The following is a 17,730-nucleotide window of genomic DNA, read 5'->3' as shown; positions in this document are numbered from 1 at the left end:
GAGGGGTTTCCGACATGGCACTGATAAACCTACCGCCGGGCGACGCTTCCGTCGACGCCATTGATGAATTCGCGAAATCGGCGCATGTGATCGATCTGGCGGCCTGGCTGGATCAGCTTCCCCTGTCTGCGGCGCAACAGCATCTGTCAAGATTGCCGCTGGTGCGACGCGCCGAAGCATTCGAAAACCTGCCGCTGAACACGCAACTCGGCCTGGCGCGGGCCATGACGCAGGCAGAACTGGCCGAGATCGTTACCGAGATGGATGCCGACGACCGCGCCGATCTGTTCAACCGATTGACTGCGGACGAACAGCAACACCTGCTGGCGGACCTGGCACCGGAGGACCGCGACGATATTCGCGCGCTGTCCAGCCATGATGAAGGCTCTGTCGGCGCGCTCATGACCACCGACTATGCCTCACTGAGCGAAGGCATGACGGCGGCCGAGGCGATCGCTTCGCTGCGACGCGACGCGCCGGGCAAGGAGACGATCTATCGCTCCTATATCCTCGACGGCGGCCACCGCCTGATCGGATCGATCCGGCTACACGAACTGATCCTCGCCGAGGACGATATGCCGGTCCGTGAGATCATGGACCCGGCGCCGATCTCGATTGCGGTGGATGCAGGTCAGGAAGACGCGGCCAAGACCATCGAACGCTATGACCTTCTGGCGCTCCCGGTGGTCGATGGGGCAGGGCGCCTGGTCGGCATCGTCACCCATGACGACGCCGCCGATGCGATGAGGGCGGAAACCACCCAGGACTTTCAGAAGATCTCGACCGTGCTGCCGTTCACGCAAAGCCTGCGCGAAGCCGGGATCGGTGTGCTCTATTCGAAACGCATCGTCTGGCTCGCGCTCCTGGTACTGGGCAACCTCTTTTCCGGGGCGGGGATTGCGCATTCCGAAGAGATGATCCTGGCCTATGTCGCGCTGGTATTCTTCCTGCCGCTTCTGATCGACAGCAGCGGCAATGCCGGATCGCAATCGGCCACGCTGATGGTGCGGGCCCTGGCCACCGGTGACGTGGCGCTGTCGGATTGGCGCGACCTGATCCTGCGCGAACTGCTGATCGCCACGGCGCTTGGCGCGACCATGGCGCTGGTCGTACTGCCGATCGGGGCCTGGCGCGGCGGGCCGGAAATTGCGCTGGTCGTGGGCCTGACGATGTTCCTTGTCGTAATCGTCGGCAGTCTTGTCGGCATGTCGCTGCCTTTCCTGCTCAGCCGTCTCAGGTTTGATCCGGCGACGGCCAGCGGGCCGCTGGTCACGACCATTTCGGACGGGGTGGGCGTGCTGGTCTATTTCACCATCGCGACGGCCGTTCTGAGCCCGTGACCGAACGCGAAGGCGAGGAATTGCCCAGCCGGTTGCCTGTCCTGCAATGATCGGCCGGATCGCCGTTCCGGCATATGGTTCGGGCACAATCAGAATTGCTGTTTTTCAGGGGTCATCTTCGCAAGATCTGACATGAAAAAGCCCCGGCTCTGACCGGGGCTTCTCCGTTTTCGGCTCTCGCGGAGCAGGTATTTACCCGGCTGTCGCCCGCCACATCCAAGCGGCTTTTTCATGGAACGCGGCGCGTTCGGTCGCAAGGTCGGCTGTCGCGGGGTCTTTCTGGGACTCCGCGGTTTCGACGAGGGCGTGAAACTGGCGCGCCATGCGTTCGTGATCAGACAGAAGGTCCTTGACCATTTCATCCGCCGTCAGCGATCCGCCCGGCATTTCTACCGGTTCTGCCAGGGTCACTGACGCGAGCTTGCCCAGGGCCCGGATGCGCTCGGCGATCACGTCGGCGGCGGCGAACATGTCAGTGTACTGCTCTTCCGAAAGATTGTGGATCGCGTAGAACAGCGGGCCGGTCACGTTCCAGTGGTAGGTGTGGGATTTGATCACAAGCCGGTAGGTGCCGGTCAGAGCTTCGGCCAGCGCCTCGGCCACGGGCGTTGTGTTCCGCCCATCGGGTTTCACGGCTGCGGTCGTCGGGTTTTTCATTGCGGTGGTGGTCATGGATACCTCCTATATCGAGAGTTGTTTCAGGTTTGGGGTCGGTTGCTCGTCAGCGCGTTCGGCTCGCTCCACCGTCTCCGGGCGGCGCTCCTCAACCGGTCGGCTGATCAGGACGTCGCAGGCGCAATCGCGGAGCAGTCGCCGCGCGACACTGCCGACAAAGGCGCGCCGGATCAGGCTGGAACGATTGGGGCCGAGTGCGATCAGGTCCACCTCGGGGCTATGCGTCGCGCGGACAAGCTCTGCCGCCGGTTCGCCGCGCAGCACCTGCCACGTCACGGGAGGCACAAGCCCGGCGACCAGAGAGCGCAGACGGTTTTCGGCGTCCTTGGCAAGGACATCATGATGCGCCGACAGGTCCGACTGCGCCAATCCGACGCGCAGCATCGCCTCTTCAAGCTGGTGCGCCATCTGCACGGCCTGAACCAGATGCAAGGCGGCATTCGGCAAGAGCGCTGCCACGAAGGACAGCGCCGCGGGAGCATTGTCGGGCCCATCAATCGCCAGCAGGACACGACGATAAGGTTTGTCGATGTCCTGCCTGACAACCAGAACCGGGGCGATGCCTGCGGCGATCACCTTGTCCGTCGTCGAGCCAAGCAGCTTTTCGATGATCCCCGACTTGTGATGCGCGCGCATCACGACAAGCGTCGGTTTGAGCAAATCGCAGATCTCGACAAGCCGCTGAGCGGGCGATCCGGCCTCGATCCGAATATCGGTGTCGGCCGGATCAATCTCATGTCGGCGCAGCGCCGCCTCGATGCGGTCGCGGGCGGCGAACACCGCCTGGCCACGCGCGGGATCGTTCAATGCCGCACCCGCCGCATGGTCGGGCAGGTCGACGATGTGAACGATGCTCAGCGCCACACCGTGATGAGCCGCGATCTCCATTCCACGCAGCAGAACCGCGTCGTCTTCGGGAAACCGGTCGACCGCCGCAAGGATGCGAATGGGGTTCATGGTCGTTCCTCCTTCATGCAGCAGGGCAATTCGGCCTGACGTTCAAAGCGTCTCGTGCCGGTCTCTGGTCATCTGCCCGTAGGCTGAAAGCATCGACAGGGCGGCCGAATAGGACGCTGCGCCGGGCATCGTCGCGGCCATGGCGCTGGCCCTCGCCAGCGCCGGCATTCTCGCCAACGCCGACATGTCGGAGCCGTATTGCGGTCTGCGTCCGGCTGCCGTTCGGGGCTGCCCGGTGGCGGGCTGGACGGTGCCGCCTTCATTCTCCCAGCGGGCGAGGCACTCCACGCTCGCTGACCGCGCCATCCTGCGCGAGGCGGGGGCCAGAGCCGGGGCCGGGGCCGGAGCCGGGGCGGGATCGGGTTGGAACAGGTGAGGAAACAGTTCCTCGAAGTCGGCTTTGCAAATCATCATCGTTTTGACTCCCTCTGATCGGCGGTTTGGACTCCCGGGCTCGGGCATGGTCGCGCCACCGTAACCCGGTGACGCGACGGTCTGCTTGGAACGGCGCTCAGGCGGCTTTGCGGAATGGCTCGTATGCCGTCTCGTTCCGACGTGCGTTTTCGGCAACAGGCGTCATCCTGAGTTCACGATCGATGAATCCGTCGACGACGCGCGCGATGTCGTTGCGGTAGATGCCGATGTCCCGCAGAAGCCGGTCATCCATGGCGCTGAGTGCCGCAATCATCTTGCGCCGCTGCCAATCGCGGGTCGCGGCACTGAGCCACCGGCGGAGAACTTCGCCCGCTTTGGCACGTTTGCGAAAGGCGCGCTCGTAGGGCAGGGATTGCGAGAGGTTGTCGCGATGAGAGAGATAGGGATGCATGTCATCCTCCTGGTTCAAAGCTGCTGATGCCATGACGCGGGTGACGCATTGCCCGGAGATCGGACTGCGGCAAACCGCAATCCTGCCCGGGCGGCGCATACGCCGCCGTCTGTTTCATGTGATCATTGAGAGATCAGGAAAATCCCCGAGGCGTCAGACAGGCACCAGCCCGCCCCGCCCGGGGTTACCGGCGGTTCAGTAGCTTTCCTGCCTTGGGCAGGAACCTCATATGGAAGCTGAACATCATCATGGTAGTGATATGGCCATAGCTGACCGGGCTTTCAATGCTGTCGCCCCGGGGTGCGACCTTTCGGCACGAAAGCGCCGATTGCCGTGCTGTTTGCGGCTTTGCGCCGCGTCCATGGTCAGGGACCCGCGGCTGGCGATTGACTATTCAACACCGGATGCCTAGCTCTGATGACATGTTGGTACATGCAGATCATTTCCGGTTTCTTCTGCTGAACCGCCCGTCTCCCCGGGCGGTCTAGGCGCTATCGCGCCTACCCAGCCTCCCGGGGCCTCCTCATCGTAACCCAGAAGTTTAGCGAGCGGCGACACTGTCGTCCGAGGAGAAGTGATGACCAGGATTCACGAAACCGATACCGCCGCCACCCTGAACCAATCCGGCCCGCGGACAAGGCCCCGCATCCGGGCGGTTCTGCCCGAGACCGATCACCAGCTGCTGCAACGGCATCTGGAACAGTGCGAACAGTTGCGGCTGCCCGGTTGGACGCTGCTTGCCTATGTATTGCACCACAAGATCATGAACACGGAACCTGTCGCCGACTTCCATGCCGGAGATCTCGTGACCGGCGGATGCGAGGTTTCCTATTCGGTGAACGGCGGACCCGGCCAGAAGGGTCTGATGTCGCATCGGACGAGATCGGGGTTTGGCGGCGGCGTCATACCGGTCGCCTCGCTGCTGGGTGCCACGCTGATCGGCATGCGGGTCGGGCAACGTGCCCCGCTACTGCGTGAGGATGGCGAGATATTGTCGCTGTCGGTTCTGGACGTAACGCCGCCGAACTGAAGCGTCGCCGCAATGCCATTCCGGCAGCCGACGGCGAACACGAGGTTCGATGGCTACCAAATCACTTGAAGGAGACCATGAAATGATGACCGAAATGACCAGCACCATGAAAAAGCGCCGCATGCCGACCCCGAGAATCGTCATCAATTCAGATGATCTCGCCCATATCGAGGCGCTCGCGGAAGGCGCGATGCAGCGCAACCCGGCCCTGGCCGACCGCCTGTTCGACGAGATCGGGCGCGCCCGGATCGTCGCTCCGTCAAAGATGCCGGCGAATGTCGTCGCGATCGGCAGCAGAGTGACCTACCGCGACGAGAGCACCGGGCTGGAGAGAACCGTGACGCTGGTCTATCCCGAAGATGCCGACATCGCCCGGCAACGGGTGTCGCTGATGACGCCGATCGGCGTGGCCCTTCTGGGGCTGGCCGAAGGTGCCGGGTTCTACTGGGACACGCGCGACAACCAGCGCCGGATGCTGTCGGTGACAAAAGTGGAACCGGCGCCACCGTCCGAAGAGACGGCTACCTGATCTTGGCCCAGCCGCCCGAAAACCGACCGGTTGTACCTCGCATTCCAGCGAGGACAACTCCGGCCGCGCGGTGGCCCGGGCGAAATATCGAGCTGAGTTGGCTGCTGGTTCTGGCGGTCGCGGTGGTGACGATCTGGGCCTTCGCCGAGCTGGCCGACGAGGTCTTTGACGGTGCAACTCACGATCTTGACCGGGACCTTCTGCTGCTGCTCAGAACCCCGGGAGACATCGCCATACCACTTGGTCCGCCCTGGCTGCAGGAAATGGCGCGTGACCTTACCGCCTTGGGGGGCGTCGCTGTCCTGACGCTCGCCACGCTCGCCACCGCAGGGTTCTTCCTGTTGAGGCGGCAGATCGGCACGATGGTCTACCTGCTGGCGACGGTCGGCGGCGGAATCGCCGTGTCGAGCATCGCCAAGGAGTTCTTCGACCGGCCCCGTCCCGACCTCGTCCCTCATGGCTCGATGGTCAGTACCGCGAGTTTCCCGTCAGGCCATTCCATGATGGCAGCGGTCGCCTACCTGACACTTGGAGTGCTGATCGCCCGGATCCTGGCAAGCCGTCGGCAAAAGGCATATGTCCTGTCGCTTGCGGTCACCGTCACGATCCTGGTCGGTCTCAGCCGGGTCTATCTGGGCGTTCACTGGCCCACTGACGTGCTTGCCGGATGGCTCGCCGGAACGGGCTGGGCGTTCATATGCCTGCTCGGCGCGAAGTTGCTGTCGCACAAGGGCCACCTCGAATCAGAGGCAGATGGAGAGAAACCCTGAGAGTATGATCTCAGGTCCGTGCGACGTGCGTCGGCACGGCCGAAAGGTCGCGGCCCAACTCACCAACGCATGGGAAATCTAACGACGGCGACGGCGCAGCTTGAATCCCACGAGTGTGGGCATCGCGACATCGTTCGGTAAATCTGAGATGTGCGACCACCGCGTTTTCACGTCATGTCGGCACTGGCCGAACGCCGCTCGACCCTTGATCAACGCGCGATCAGGTTTGATTTGACGCCATCCGGCGCGTCGGTCGCATCCTGACAGGACCCAGTGACGGTCGCCCTGGCGGAGTGCGCGGAACCCGAAAAGGCGGGCTTGCCGGCCTTGCTGCGCTCCGTGCTTGGGGCCATACTGACGAAAAATAACGGCCGTCCGTTCGGGGTTTGCAGACTGTGCAGTCACCACGACGCCACATCCGATGGCGGCTATTGCCCCTTGCTGTCGGAGCCACTGCAACCCCATGAGGCAGATCAGATCTGCTTTGAACAGGACGCCGGATGACCATCCCCACCCTGACCACCCGGATAGACGGGATGTTCTTTGGCAAAGTGGCGCATCGCTGGGACGGCAAGCCGCCCTCTGCGATCGGCAAGACCCCGGTCGCCGGACACCATGAGATCGACGAACTCGGCTTCGTGTCAGATGCTCAGGCCGACCTCGATCACCACGGCGGACCCGACAAGGCGATCCACCATTACGCGACGGACCACTACGCCGATTGGATCGCCGAAGGCGCGATCCCGGTCGGCACCACGCCAGCCGCCTTCGGCGAGAACATCGCCACCTTTGGCATGACCGAAACCGATTTGTGCATCGGGGACACGCTGCGCCTTGGCACCGCGGTGGTGCAGATCAGCCAGGGGAGGCAACCCTGCTGGAAGGTCAGCGAGCACACGGCCAATCGCGGCATGGCCAACCTGTTTCAGAAAACAGGCCGGACGGGATGGTATTACCGCGTTCTGGAGCCGGGCATTGCGGGGGTCGGGGATACCGTGTCGTTGCTTGGCCGGCCACAACCGGACTGGACGGTGGCGCGCGTGACCAGAGCCCGTTTGACCCGGCGGGTTTCCCAAGCGGATGCCGCGATCCTTGCTGTCATGCCAGAGCTTGCGCCCGGCTGGCGCACTGCATTCTCGAAGATGGCCAGTGGCGATCTGGACGAGGATACCAGCCGCAGGTTGGTTGGCGGGGAATGAGCACGTTCAGGCCACGAGGGTCTGCGGGCATACCCTGATCATCCAGACCCATGACTGCGTGCGGCTGGCCGCAGAGCAGGAGCTCACCATGACCCGAGCCACCCGATCGCCACCGTTTGCTTGTCTTTGCGCTCCGGGCGCTGCGCTGCCCCGACTACTTTGCAGTATCCAGAAGTAGCGGGAACCAGTCTTCGCGCAGGCGCTGTCCCGGTTTCATCTCATGACCGGGAAAGGGGGGCGACGTGGGGCCGGGGCGTTCGACGTAGCGGGCATCATCACCCAGCAGGCGCAGCGAAAAGGCGCGGCGGCGCGAGCCGCTGTCATTCCCGCGTGCCCCGTGCAGCGTCTTGTAGTTGAACGCCACCGCATCACCGGGTTCCATCGCGTATTCGCGGACATCCATGCCCTCGGCGTCGGGATCAGGGACGGGCATGTAGGTGTCATCATCGGGATAAAAACTGGTCTCGGCCAGCCAGCGCGTCGGCAGAACGGGCTTTTCCCAGAGATGTGATCCGGCGACACAGCGCAACGAGGCCTGCCGCACCGGATCGAGCGGCGACCAGAAGCTGACGGTTTGGTCGCCTTCGACAAAGTAATACGGGGCGTCCTGATGCCACGGCGTCGGCTTTGAGGTGCCCGGTTCCTTGACCAGCACATGATCGTGGAACATCTGCACCGTCCTGGACCCCATCAGTTCGGCCGCGACGGCCGCAGCCGGTGAGGCCTTGATGGCCGCTTCGAATTCGGGGATGCGCGTCCAGTTGCAGTAATCGTCGAAGAACCGCCCGCCTTCGCCCTCCTTCAGGTTCTCGGCGGCATAGGGACCGGGTTCGGCCATGTTGCGCGCGACACCCGCCCGCAGCTGCTCGACCTGATCCTTGAACAGGCCTTTGACAAGCACAACGCCGTCGCGGGCGTAGGCATCGATATGGTCCTGGGTCAAAAGCGGATGTGTCATGGTGCTGTATCTTTCGGTTGTTGCCTGGCCGGGGTCGGGGCTATTCAGCCATCTGTCGGTCGACCTTCTGTTCTTCGTTGATCATCGACTGCAGTTGCCGCCGGAAGCGCAGCTGCCCGCCGTCAATCGGCAGGTCGATATGCGGAGAGGATTTGTTGGCCATACCCTTTTGCACCTCGTTCAACACGTCCCGGTCTTCTTCAAAGGCGTGCTGCACATCCTCGCTCATCATCCTGGACAGGGCCTGGTCCTCGGGCCGGATGTTGCGCAGCTGGAACCAGTAATAGCGGGTCTGGCTTTCTGTTGTCGGCGTCATGAAATTGTAGCTGTCCATGATGAACGTCTTCTCGTGCAACGGCCCATCCGGGCCGCCCGTGCCCGCTGGCGTGAACACCGCCTTGATCAGCGCGTGTGAGGGGTAGCGCACCTCGTAGTGCTGCAAGCGGTCGCAGTTGCCTTCGAACTCCACGATCTTCTTGTAGAAGGGGGCCGGTTCGTGATCCATCATCCAGCGGTGAACGATGACCCCGTCATCGGTTTTCGTGATGCGCAGCGGCGTGTTCTTCGTGGCATCGGTGGCAAAGCTGCTTTGGTGAACCCAGGCGACATGGGTCGGGTCCAGAAGGTTGTCGCACATCAGCAGATAGTTGCAGTCCAGCTCCATCGCGGCACCGCGGTTCATGCCCCATGCGGGATCGCCATAGTTCTCGATTTCGAAGATATCCGACGGATCGGCCAGCGCGGGGTTGCCCATCCAGATCCAGACCAGCCCGTATTCTTCATGCAAGGGGTAGGCGTGCACCTTGGCGTTGGAGGGGATGCCGCCGGAACCGGGGGCCCAGACGCATTGGCCGACGCAATTGAACGTCAGCCCATGATAGCCGCATTCGACCGTGTCGCCCTTGATCCGTCCCTTGGACAGAGGCAGCTTGCGGTGCGGGCAGGCGTCTTCAAGCGCGACCAGGTCACCTGCCTCGGTGCGAAACACGCAGATCTTTTCGCCAAGCACCACGATCTGCTGCAAGTCGCGGGTGATCTCATGATCCCAGGCGGCGACGTACCAGGCGTTCTTCAGAAACATCTGCATCCCTTTCGTTCAGCGGCTCAAAGCGCCAGGCAGGACAAGGCCACGCATTGGCGGGCATTGAAACGACCCTGTCGGAACACCCGGACATTCGAGACCGAAGCGTTCTTCCTGGACCCGCCGATGGCGACCGATCGCAAGACCCCGAACCGATTGGCAGGAATCGCGTGCGGGATCGGGTGTGCGAATGAGCGTGTTTTCCATCTCGGCAAGCAGTGCGTCCCCGGTGCCCCGACTATTCCTTCAGCGCCCAGAAAGCGAGGAGCGGGCGGTCAGCGGACCGCATGGCGTGCACGATATTGTGCGGGTTGTAGTGGGTTTCCCCTCTTGCCACATGGACCCATGCGTTGAGACCCTGCCGAAAGTCACCTGGGCTCATGACAAGATAGACTTCTTCGGGTGGGTGCCTGTGATCGGGATACTGCACGTTCGGCCCCAGAAGCGACACGCCCAGCCAGACGTCGTCACGCGGCTCAAGGCCGTCAGGGCCGACAATCATCGCATTGGCATGGCTCTCGGCAAAGCCTTCGCTTGCACCGCTGCAACTTCCCTGGCGGCGGCGCCACCGGAGCGCCGGCTCAATGCCCCTGAAAGCCTGCATCACCTGTCGAAGTTCAGGAGCGTCATGGTCTGAAGGCTCCGTGATATCCGGAAGATACCGGCAGACCGGAAGCCGGCCACTGTCGGGTTGCGTTCCCTGGGCCGGGACCTCGAGGGTGGAAAAAACCCGTTCAAGCAAAGCGATGGATTTCGGATCACGGGCGCAGTGGGAATAGGCTGCTCTTGCCGCGTCTAGAAACTCTTGTAAAGCTTGGTTGCGCATTGCCTTGTCCGGTTCCCAAAAGGACTGAAGTTGTCTGACGGCCAGTGTCGTCAGACAACGAAACGGCAAAGTCGGCGATTCTGTCCAGCCAGACTAGTCGCCGCCGGTCGTTTCAATGAAGATGGGTGTTCCCGCCCCACGCACGATCACGGAATAGCCCTGCTTTCGGGTTTCCCGCGACAGCAGGGCTACCGCCATGACCAGCACCACCAGGGCGCAGATCATGGCAATATTGTTCGCTACAGAGAGAGCGCTGACCTCAGTTCTTGATGACATTGTGCTCGGGGCCGAAGGGGAAGCCGGTGATGTTCTCGACCTTGTCCTCTCCGATGACCAGGATGTCATGCTCGCGGTAACCGCCGGCGCCGGGCTTGCCTTCCGGGATCATGACCATGGGCTCCATGGAGACGACCATACCGGGCTTGAGCACCGTCTCGATGTCTTCGCGAAGTTCGACACCGGCCTCACGGCCATAGTAATGGCTCAGGACACCAAAGCTGTGCCCGTAACCGAACGAGCGATACTTCAGCAGATCCCACTCGCGATACATCTCGTTGAGCTCGATCGCGATATCCATGCAACGGGCGCCGGGCTTGATCAGCTCCAGACCACGCACGTGAACCTTGACGTTCTTTTCCCAGATGTCGAGGCTGGCGTCATCCACATGGTCGCAGAACAGGGTCCGTTCCAGCGCGGTGTAGTAGCCGAAGATCATCGGGAAAGTGTTGAGGCTGAGGATCTCGCCCGATTGCACTTTCTTGTTGGTCACCGGGTTGTGCGCGCCGTCGGTGTTGATGCCGGACTGGAACCAGGTCCAGGTGTCCATCAATTCAACGAACGGGAAGGAGTTGGCGATCTCGCGGATCATCGCATTGGTGCCGGCAATGGCGACTTCGTGCTCGGGAACACCGGCCTTGACCGCGGCGGCAACCGCCGCACCGCCGACGTCGGCGACGCGCGCGCCTTCCTTGATCAGCTTGATTTCCTCGGCCGACTTGATCGTCCGCATCCACATGGCCGGCTGGCCGACATCGACAAACTCGACGCCCGGCAGGGCATCCTGCAACAACTGGCGGTATTCCAGCGACACGTGGTCGAATTCGATGCCGATACGCTTGGCGCCGGGCGTCAATTGCTTGATCGCGCGGTAGAAATTGTCACGACGCCAGTCGGTGTAGGTGATGTTGTTGCCAAAGCTGCGGCGGAACGGCTGGCCGCCGTCGATGCCTGCGGAGATGGTCGTCGCGTTCTTCTGGTCGATGACCATGCCGTACTTGCGGCCGAAATAGCAGTACAGCCATCCGCTGTAGTAGTTGATGCAGTGATAGGAGGTGAAGAGCGATGCATCGACATCGTTCTTGCTCATCCAGGCGCGCAGCTCGTTCTGGCGGCGGGCCATTTCCTTATCCGAAAAGGGCGAAAACTCCTTCTCGCCGTTGTGCCATTCCATGACGTGGAGCATGTCGTCCATTGTCGAAAACCCTCTCTGCTAACGGTGACTTCATCTGCGTAGCAGCGGGCCGAGGCGGAAAAAAATTAATTGCTGTCATCCCATCATAAGGATTCCAAATTCAGCTGGGTGCGCAGGGCTAGGGGCCGGAACGAGTGCGTGTCGGCAGCTGAAAGCTCGACACGTCCTCCGTGATCTGTTCGATCAACTTGAGCGCGGCATCGGACAACTTGACGTGCTTGTAAAACAGCCCGATGTGGATGTTCGACAGCAACGGGAAGCCCTCGCTTGGGGTCAGGACCCGCATGCCCGGCAGCAACGTCTTCTTTGTCAGCGCGGTGACGCCCATGCCGTCCAGAACTGCCTTCTGGAGCGCTGCAACCCCCAGGCTTTCGAACGACACGCGCCAATCGCGACCTTCGGCATTCAGCGCGTCGATCATGCGCCTGCGATAGAAACAGCCATCGGGATGCGCGATCACTCTGAGCGGCCTGTCTGGATCGATCGTGTGTTTGCGGGCGCAGACCCAGACCGGGCGTTCCGACCAGAACAGGGACACATGGGGTGCCGGCATCTCGTCCGTGATTGCGATGGTCATGTCGAGATCGTCAACTTGAAGGGCCGCGAGCAGCTCTCGGCTTCGATCGCAACGGATGTCGAGCGAGACAGCCGGGTTCTCGCGGGAGAACCTGGCAATGATGCTCTGGAAGAAATCGATGGAATAATCGACCGGCAAACCGATTGTGAGTGTTCCGTGGGCGGTTGTCTGATGCAGGTTCGCGACGGCCCGGTCATTGAGACGCAGCATCTCGCGTGCGTAGCCCAGAAGGGTCTGCCCGTCCGGTGTCAGCTCAACCTGCTTGCCCTCATGCTTGATCAGTTTGGCGCCGACAATCTCTTCGAGGCGCTTGATCTGCAAGGATATCGCCGGCTGCGTCCGGCCAAGAACGTTTCCGGTTTCGGTATAATTGCGCAGGTCGACAACGGTCACGAAGGTCCGCAGCAGGTCGGTTTGAAGGTTCGTGAACTTGCGCGTCATTAACGTTCCTTATCCAGACATTGTTACTATGAATTTCCGGGAAAAGGCAAGCTGCCCTAGAGTCAGACGATCTTCAGACGTAGGGGACGCAATGTCACATTCGACCGTTTTCGCCGCCGAAATGCCTTGGCCCGACTATCAGAAGCGGGTGCAGAACGGCGATGTGCCGGTCCTGATCCCGCTCGGATCCATGGAACAACACGGCCATCATATGCCAATGCATGTCGATGTGCTCCTGCCGACCGAATTCGCGCGCCGCGTTGCCCGGCAGGTTGGGGCGCTTGTCGCGCCGCCCTTCACTTATGGTTACAAATCGCACCAGAAGTCAGGCGGCGGGAACTTCTTTCCGGGCACTACCAGCCTTGACGGTGCAACCCTCGTGAATGCCCTCAAGGACGTGGTAAAGGAATTCGTGCGCCATGGCGTGCGCAACCTGTGCATCGTCAATGGCCATTTCGAAAATTCCTGGTTCATCACCGAAGCGATCGACCTTGCCTTGCGCGAACTCGACTGGGGCGACATCCACGACGTAAAGGTCGTGGTCCTGTCCTATTGGGACTTCGTGGACCAGGCCTCGATCGAAAAGCTGTATCCCAACGGCTTTCTCGGGTGGGACATCGAACATGGCGGCGTTCTGGAAACGTCTCTCATGCTGCGCCTGCACCCCGATCTCGTGTCCCTTCAGGACGCGGTCGAACACGCCCCGGCGACGTTCCCGCCCTATGACGTCTACCCGGCCAAGCCGGAATGGACGCCGGCAAGCGGCACGCTGTCCTCGCCCAAGGAGGCGACCGCCGAAAAGGGCGATATCCTGCTGGATGTCTGCACCAGAGGAATCGCCGAAGCGCTCAAGGCAGAGTTCGGTTTGCCCGCCGCTCTGGCAAAGACAAACTGATCGTCCCGCCCCAAGAAACCATCCCAACAAGGAGTAGCCCGATGACTTCCACCCTGATCCGCCCCAGCCGCCGCAGTCTGTTGAAGATGACCGGTGCCGCGGCTTTGACCACGCCCTTTCTGTCCATCCGCGCCGCGGCGCAGACGACGGAACTGTCCATGCTTGCCTGGTACGGCCACGCAGAGCCCGATATCGTTGGCGAATTCGAAGAGGCCAACAACGTCAAATTCGTGCCGAAGTACTACACCGGCGGCGACAACATGCTGGGCCTGATCGCGCAGTCCCCCGTCGGCACCTTCGACGTGATCCTGTCGGACGGCGAATATGTGCAGCAGCTGAACGCTGCGGGCTATATCGAAGAGCTTGACCCGGCCGACTACGCCTTTGACGACTTCTTCCCCGAGTTCCAGAAATTCCCCGGCCACTGGCAGGATGACAAGCTCTACTCCGTCATCACCCGGTTCGGGTTCCTCGGCGTGGCCTACAACACGGATGCGTTCACCGAAGAAGAGGCGTCCAGCTACGATCTCTTTGCCGACGATCGGCTGACCGGCAAGCTCGGCCACTTCGACTGGCACCTGCCCAACCTCGGTCAGATGAGCCTGCATGTCGGCAATGCATCGCCCTACGACATCGACGAAGCAGCCTGGGAAAAGGTGCAGGCGCACACCATGGGCCTGCGCCGGCAGGCGGGCGGCTTCTTCGACTATGGCGGCACCTTCTCGTCGCTGAACAACGGCCAGATGCTGGCTTTTGCAGGGATCGGTGACTGGATCACCGGGACGCTGGAAAAGAACGGCAGCCCGGTGCGCAGTGTCATTCCGAAGGAAGGCGGCTTGCAGTGGACCGAGAGCTTCTCGATCGGCAAGGGCTCGCAAAAGCAGGAGATGGCCAAGAAGTGGATCCAGTACATCACCTCGCCGGCAGGCCAGGCGAAATCCGCAGACATGGCGGCCTATCCGGCCATCGTGCCCTCGGAGGCTGGATGGAAAGTGCTGAACGAGACAAACCCGGCCGAGGCAAAACGCCAGAACATGGTGCTGGGACAGCGCAATGCGATGGACATGATCCGCGAAGGGCTGATCCAGTACCGTCAGCTTCCGGTTCAGCAGAGCCTCGAGGACTGGAACGACTTCTGGTCCGACTACAAGGGCGCATAAGGCGCTGGCATTTCGGGGCGCGGCATGATCGCGCCCCGATCTGCATCCCGACAGCAGACCCATGGGATCTGATATGACAAAGCGACCGACACTTTTCTCATTGATCTTGTCGATGCCACTGCTGATCTGGCAGTTGGTGTTCTTTCTGTTTCCGCTCCTGTTTCTGGTCGCGATCAGTTTCTGGACCGTGCGCAACTTTCAGATGCAGCCCGATCTGAGCTTTGGCAACTGGGAACGCGTTCTCACACGCGGTGTGTTCTGGGACGCATATTTCCGCACGATGGTGCTTGCCACTGCGGCTGCTGCGATCACCAGCATCATCGCCTTTCCGGCGTCCTATGCGATCTCCTTCAAGATGGGCGAGAAAGCCAAGCGCTGGATGGTCTTCATCCTGATCATCCCGTTCTTCACCAGCTATCTTGTCCGGGTGTACTCGCTTCAGGTGTTTCTGTCCGACGCGGGCATCGTGAACGCAGCCTTCGGGTATCTCGGGCTTGGGCCATTCCCGATGCTAAACAATGCCTTCGGCATCATCGTGGGTATGATCACCCTGACGCTGCCCCTGGTCATTCTGTTGCAGACGTTCAGCCTGAATTTCGTCAACCGCGATCTGATCGAGGCCGCGCACAACCTGCGCTGCGGACGGCTGCGGACGGTTTTCGCCGTCATCGTGCCATCGGCCAAGGTGGGCCTTGTCATCGCGGCGCTGTTTGCCTTCATCCTCAGTTTCGGCGACTTCGTCAGCCCGCTCTACCTGGGCGGCGGCAATCCTCCGACCCTGTCGATCATGATCACCGATTTCACCAAATCCGGCCAGCAATGGCCCCGCGCCGCGGTGGTTGCGATCATGATGATCATCACGTTGCTCACCGCTGCCTTTGCGGCGATCACCTATGCCTACAAAGAGCGGGGAAAATAAGATGGGGAACGAAAACCGCATCATCAACGGCCTGCTGAAGCTGCATATCGCGCTTTGCCTGCTGTTCATCTTTGCGCCGATCGCCGGAAGCTTTGTCTTTTCGCTCAACTCCGACAGGTTTCCGTCGCTCCCGCTGGGCGAGTTCTCGACCGAATGGTATCGCCTGATCTGGGAGGATCCGCTGGTCTGGCAGGGCTTTGCCAATACCGTGGTCGTGGGCCTGACGGTCGCCGTCATCGCCACCCTGCTGGGCTTTGGCGGGGCCTACACGGACTTCCGCTACAACTTCACCGGCAAATCCTTTTACCTTGCGCTCGCACTCCTGCCGCCGACCATTCCCGTCGTGATCATGGGTCTGGCAATGCTGGCCTTCCTGAGCCGCGTGAACCTGTCCGGCACGACGATTTCGGTCATCATCGCGCATGGGGTGATGTGCAGCCCGTTCGCGATGGCCATCATCCGGCTGCGCCTGTCGCAGATGGATCCCGATCTCGAAGCCGCGTCCTGGAACATGGGCGGCAACCAATGGCAGACCCTGCGCTACGTCATCATCCCCTTCGCCAAGCCGTCGATCTTTGCGGCATTGTTCATCACCATGGCCGTCTCCTTCGATGAATTCGCGGTTGCCTGGTTCGTCTCGGGTCTCAACGAGACGCTGCCCGTGAAAATCCTTGGCTTCCTGCAAGGTCAGGTCAGCCCGCGCATCAATGCCATCGGCTCTCTCGCCTTTCTCAGCTCGATGACGCTGATCATATTGGCCCAGCTTCTGCTGCGTAGTCCGGAGGACAAGAAATAATGAAAGCGAACGCACAAATGGAACAGAAGTCCGACGCGATTGTGAAGTTTGACAATGTCGTAAAGCGGTTCGGGAACTTCACTGCAGTCGAAAAGGCCGATTTCGAGATTGGCCGCGGCGAGTTCCTGGCCATCATGGGATCATCCGGCTGTGGCAAGACCACGACGCTGCGCATGCTTGCCGGCCTGGAGGATCCCACCGAAGGCGCGATCTATCTCGATGGCGAGAAGGTCAACGGCAAGGCCACCTGGGATCGCGATACGCCGATGGTCTGGCAATCCCTGGCTCTGTTCCCGTTTCTGACAGTTGAGGAAAACGTCGATTTTGCGCTCAAGATGCGGGGTGTCGCCAAAGAGGAACGCAAGCAGCGCGTGGCAAAGTGGCTCGAGAAGATGCAGATCACCGAGTTCGCGAAGCGCAACATCAATCAGTTGTCGGGCGGTCAAAAACAGCGTGTGGCCCTGGCCCGGGCGCTGGTGACGGAGCCGAAGATCCTGCTGCTCGATGAACCTCTCTCCGCGCTCGATGCCCATCTCAAGGTGCGTATGCAGGCGGTCTTGTCAAACCTGCAAAAGGATCTGGGGATTACCTTCGTCTACGTGACGCACTCGATGTCCGAAGCGTTCTCCATGGCCGATCGTGTGGTCATCATGAGCCGGGGGCAGATCGAACAGATCGGAACGCCCGAAGAGATCTACCGCGAGCCTTACAATCGCTTTGTCGCCGAGTTCCTGGGGTCTGCCAACATCTTTGACGGTGTGGTTCAAGGGGCGGCGGGTGAGGACGGCTGGCAGGTGACCTATGAGGGTGGGCAAATCGCGCTTCCGAGGTCCGAGTTGCCGGACGGCAGGCAGGGGCAGAAAGTGACCTTCATCGTCAGCGCCGAGAACATGCAACTGAGCCTGCCGGAGAGTGGGCAATCCGGGATCGTCGCCAGCGTTGCGGGCGAAGAGTTCATTGGCGGAACGGCGATGGTCTTTCTCGAGACCGCAGAGGGCCAGGAGATCAAGGTCCAGAAAAGCCATGACGAGCTGTCGCTGCTCAACCTTCACGCGGGCTCCAAGGTCGTTGTCCATTGGGCGCCGGAACACTGCCATGTTCTGCCCGGCGAGAACAAGTGATCCAACCAGGCCGAGAGATCGGCCTGGACCTGTACAGCTAGGCTGAAACGGTGCCGCAACGCGGCACGGTCTTCCCGATGAAATCCATGATCACCACCCGAATCCACCAGCCCGGCGCTGGTGGCTTTGCGGGTATGGCATCCTGAAAATCACCGATGA

General features: G+C 61.4%; 20 protein-coding genes. 10 read left to right on the top strand and 10 right to left on the bottom strand.

The features are described from left to right. Positions 1-14 precede the first annotated feature (14 nt). Entirely contained in the window at positions 15-1,340 is a 1,326-nt protein-coding gene (mgtE, locus tag MAA8898_RS20235; protein ID WP_094022848.1) for a magnesium transporter, read from the top strand. A 192-nt stretch (positions 1,341-1,532) separates the two neighbouring features. Here the strand turns inward: mgtE and MAA8898_RS20230 are convergent, their stop codons facing one another. The 4 genes from MAA8898_RS20230 to MAA8898_RS20215 form a co-directional block, all read right to left on the bottom strand. After that, the gene (locus tag MAA8898_RS20230) at positions 1,533-2,012 is read right to left on the bottom strand and encodes a Dps family protein (RefSeq protein WP_094022847.1); all 480 of its coding nucleotides are present in this window, start codon (positions 2,010-2,012) and stop codon (positions 1,533-1,535) included. A gap of 9 nt (positions 2,013-2,021) precedes the next feature. Then, the gene (locus MAA8898_RS20225) at positions 2,022-2,972 is read right to left on the bottom strand and encodes a universal stress protein (RefSeq protein ID WP_094022846.1); all 951 of its coding nucleotides are present in this window, start codon (positions 2,970-2,972) and stop codon (positions 2,022-2,024) included. A 42-nt stretch (positions 2,973-3,014) separates the two neighbouring features. Then, a complete protein-coding gene (locus MAA8898_RS20220) occupies positions 3,015-3,386 on the bottom strand; it encodes a hypothetical protein (protein ID WP_094022845.1) in 372 nt (123 codons plus the stop codon). A gap of 97 nt (positions 3,387-3,483) precedes the next feature. Next, complete coding sequence (locus tag MAA8898_RS20215; RefSeq protein WP_141194900.1) at positions 3,484-3,798, bottom strand: YjiS-like domain-containing protein; 315 nt, start codon at positions 3,796-3,798, stop codon at positions 3,484-3,486. Positions 3,799-4,375: 577 nt separating this feature from the next. Between MAA8898_RS20215 and MAA8898_RS20210 the strand changes: the two genes are divergently transcribed. From MAA8898_RS20210 to MAA8898_RS20195, 4 genes are all read left to right on the top strand, one after another. Continuing rightward, a complete protein-coding gene (locus MAA8898_RS20210) occupies positions 4,376-4,828 on the top strand; it encodes a hypothetical protein (RefSeq protein WP_094022843.1) in 453 nt (150 codons plus the stop codon). Between the two features lie 82 nt (positions 4,829-4,910). After that, on the top strand, positions 4,911-5,357 hold the full coding sequence (rnk, locus tag MAA8898_RS20205) for a nucleoside diphosphate kinase regulator (protein WP_094022842.1): 447 nt from the start codon (positions 4,911-4,913) through the stop codon (positions 5,355-5,357). Positions 5,358-5,359: 2 nt separating this feature from the next. Next, positions 5,360-6,127, top strand: a complete 768-nt coding sequence (locus MAA8898_RS20200; protein ID WP_245853502.1) for a phosphatase PAP2 family protein — start codon at positions 5,360-5,362, stop codon at positions 6,125-6,127. Positions 6,128-6,627: 500 nt separating this feature from the next. Then, the gene (locus MAA8898_RS20195) at positions 6,628-7,326 is read left to right on the top strand and encodes an MOSC domain-containing protein (protein ID WP_094022841.1); all 699 of its coding nucleotides are present in this window, start codon (positions 6,628-6,630) and stop codon (positions 7,324-7,326) included. A 154-nt stretch (positions 7,327-7,480) separates the two neighbouring features. Here the strand turns inward: MAA8898_RS20195 and MAA8898_RS20190 are convergent, their stop codons facing one another. From MAA8898_RS20190 to MAA8898_RS20170, 6 genes are all read right to left on the bottom strand, one after another. Then, complete coding sequence (locus MAA8898_RS20190) at positions 7,481-8,284, bottom strand: phytanoyl-CoA dioxygenase family protein (RefSeq protein WP_094022840.1); 804 nt, start codon at positions 8,282-8,284, stop codon at positions 7,481-7,483. A gap of 40 nt (positions 8,285-8,324) precedes the next feature. Then, entirely contained in the window at positions 8,325-9,365 is a 1,041-nt protein-coding gene (locus tag MAA8898_RS20185; protein WP_094022919.1) for an aromatic ring-hydroxylating dioxygenase subunit alpha, read from the bottom strand. A gap of 238 nt (positions 9,366-9,603) precedes the next feature. Beyond that, complete coding sequence (locus tag MAA8898_RS20180; protein ID WP_094022839.1) at positions 9,604-10,191, bottom strand: dimethylsulfonioproprionate lyase family protein; 588 nt, start codon at positions 10,189-10,191, stop codon at positions 9,604-9,606. Positions 10,192-10,284: 93 nt separating this feature from the next. Continuing rightward, on the bottom strand, positions 10,285-10,416 hold the full coding sequence (locus tag MAA8898_RS27105) for a hypothetical protein (RefSeq protein ID WP_281252907.1): 132 nt from the start codon (positions 10,414-10,416) through the stop codon (positions 10,285-10,287). A gap of 34 nt (positions 10,417-10,450) precedes the next feature. Continuing rightward, a complete protein-coding gene (locus MAA8898_RS20175) occupies positions 10,451-11,641 on the bottom strand; it encodes a M24 family metallopeptidase (RefSeq protein WP_306456483.1) in 1,191 nt (396 codons plus the stop codon). Between the two features lie 139 nt (positions 11,642-11,780). After that, a complete protein-coding gene (locus tag MAA8898_RS20170; RefSeq protein WP_094022837.1) occupies positions 11,781-12,680 on the bottom strand; it encodes a LysR substrate-binding domain-containing protein in 900 nt (299 codons plus the stop codon). Between the two features lie 91 nt (positions 12,681-12,771). Here MAA8898_RS20170 and MAA8898_RS20165 point away from each other — a divergent pair, with 91 nt between their 5' ends. The 5 genes from MAA8898_RS20165 (at position 12,772) to MAA8898_RS20145 (ending at position 17,571) form a co-directional block, all read left to right on the top strand. Next, complete coding sequence (locus MAA8898_RS20165) at positions 12,772-13,575, top strand: creatininase (RefSeq protein ID WP_094022836.1); 804 nt, start codon at positions 12,772-12,774, stop codon at positions 13,573-13,575. 41 nt (positions 13,576-13,616) lie between these two features. Beyond that, the gene (locus MAA8898_RS20160) at positions 13,617-14,735 is read left to right on the top strand and encodes a polyamine ABC transporter substrate-binding protein (RefSeq protein ID WP_094022835.1); all 1,119 of its coding nucleotides are present in this window, start codon (positions 13,617-13,619) and stop codon (positions 14,733-14,735) included. A 73-nt stretch (positions 14,736-14,808) separates the two neighbouring features. After that, the gene (locus MAA8898_RS20155) at positions 14,809-15,654 is read left to right on the top strand and encodes an ABC transporter permease (protein WP_094022834.1); all 846 of its coding nucleotides are present in this window, start codon (positions 14,809-14,811) and stop codon (positions 15,652-15,654) included. A 1-nt stretch (position 15,655) separates the two neighbouring features. Continuing rightward, entirely contained in the window at positions 15,656-16,450 is a 795-nt protein-coding gene (locus MAA8898_RS20150) for an ABC transporter permease (RefSeq protein ID WP_094022833.1), read from the top strand. After that, positions 16,450-17,571, top strand: coding sequence for an ABC transporter ATP-binding protein (locus tag MAA8898_RS20145; RefSeq protein ID WP_176445251.1), 1,122 nt, complete (start codon positions 16,450-16,452; stop codon positions 17,569-17,571). Before MAA8898_RS20150 ends, MAA8898_RS20145 begins: the two co-directional genes overlap by 1 nt. Positions 17,572-17,730: the final 159 nt, after the last annotated feature.

Origin of the sequence: Antarctobacter aquimaris, from assembly GCF_900184945.1 — a bacterium.
GTDB lineage: Bacteria > Pseudomonadota > Alphaproteobacteria > Rhodobacterales > Rhodobacteraceae > Maliponia > Maliponia aquimaris.
This window is presented reverse-complemented; position numbering and strand designations above follow the sequence as displayed.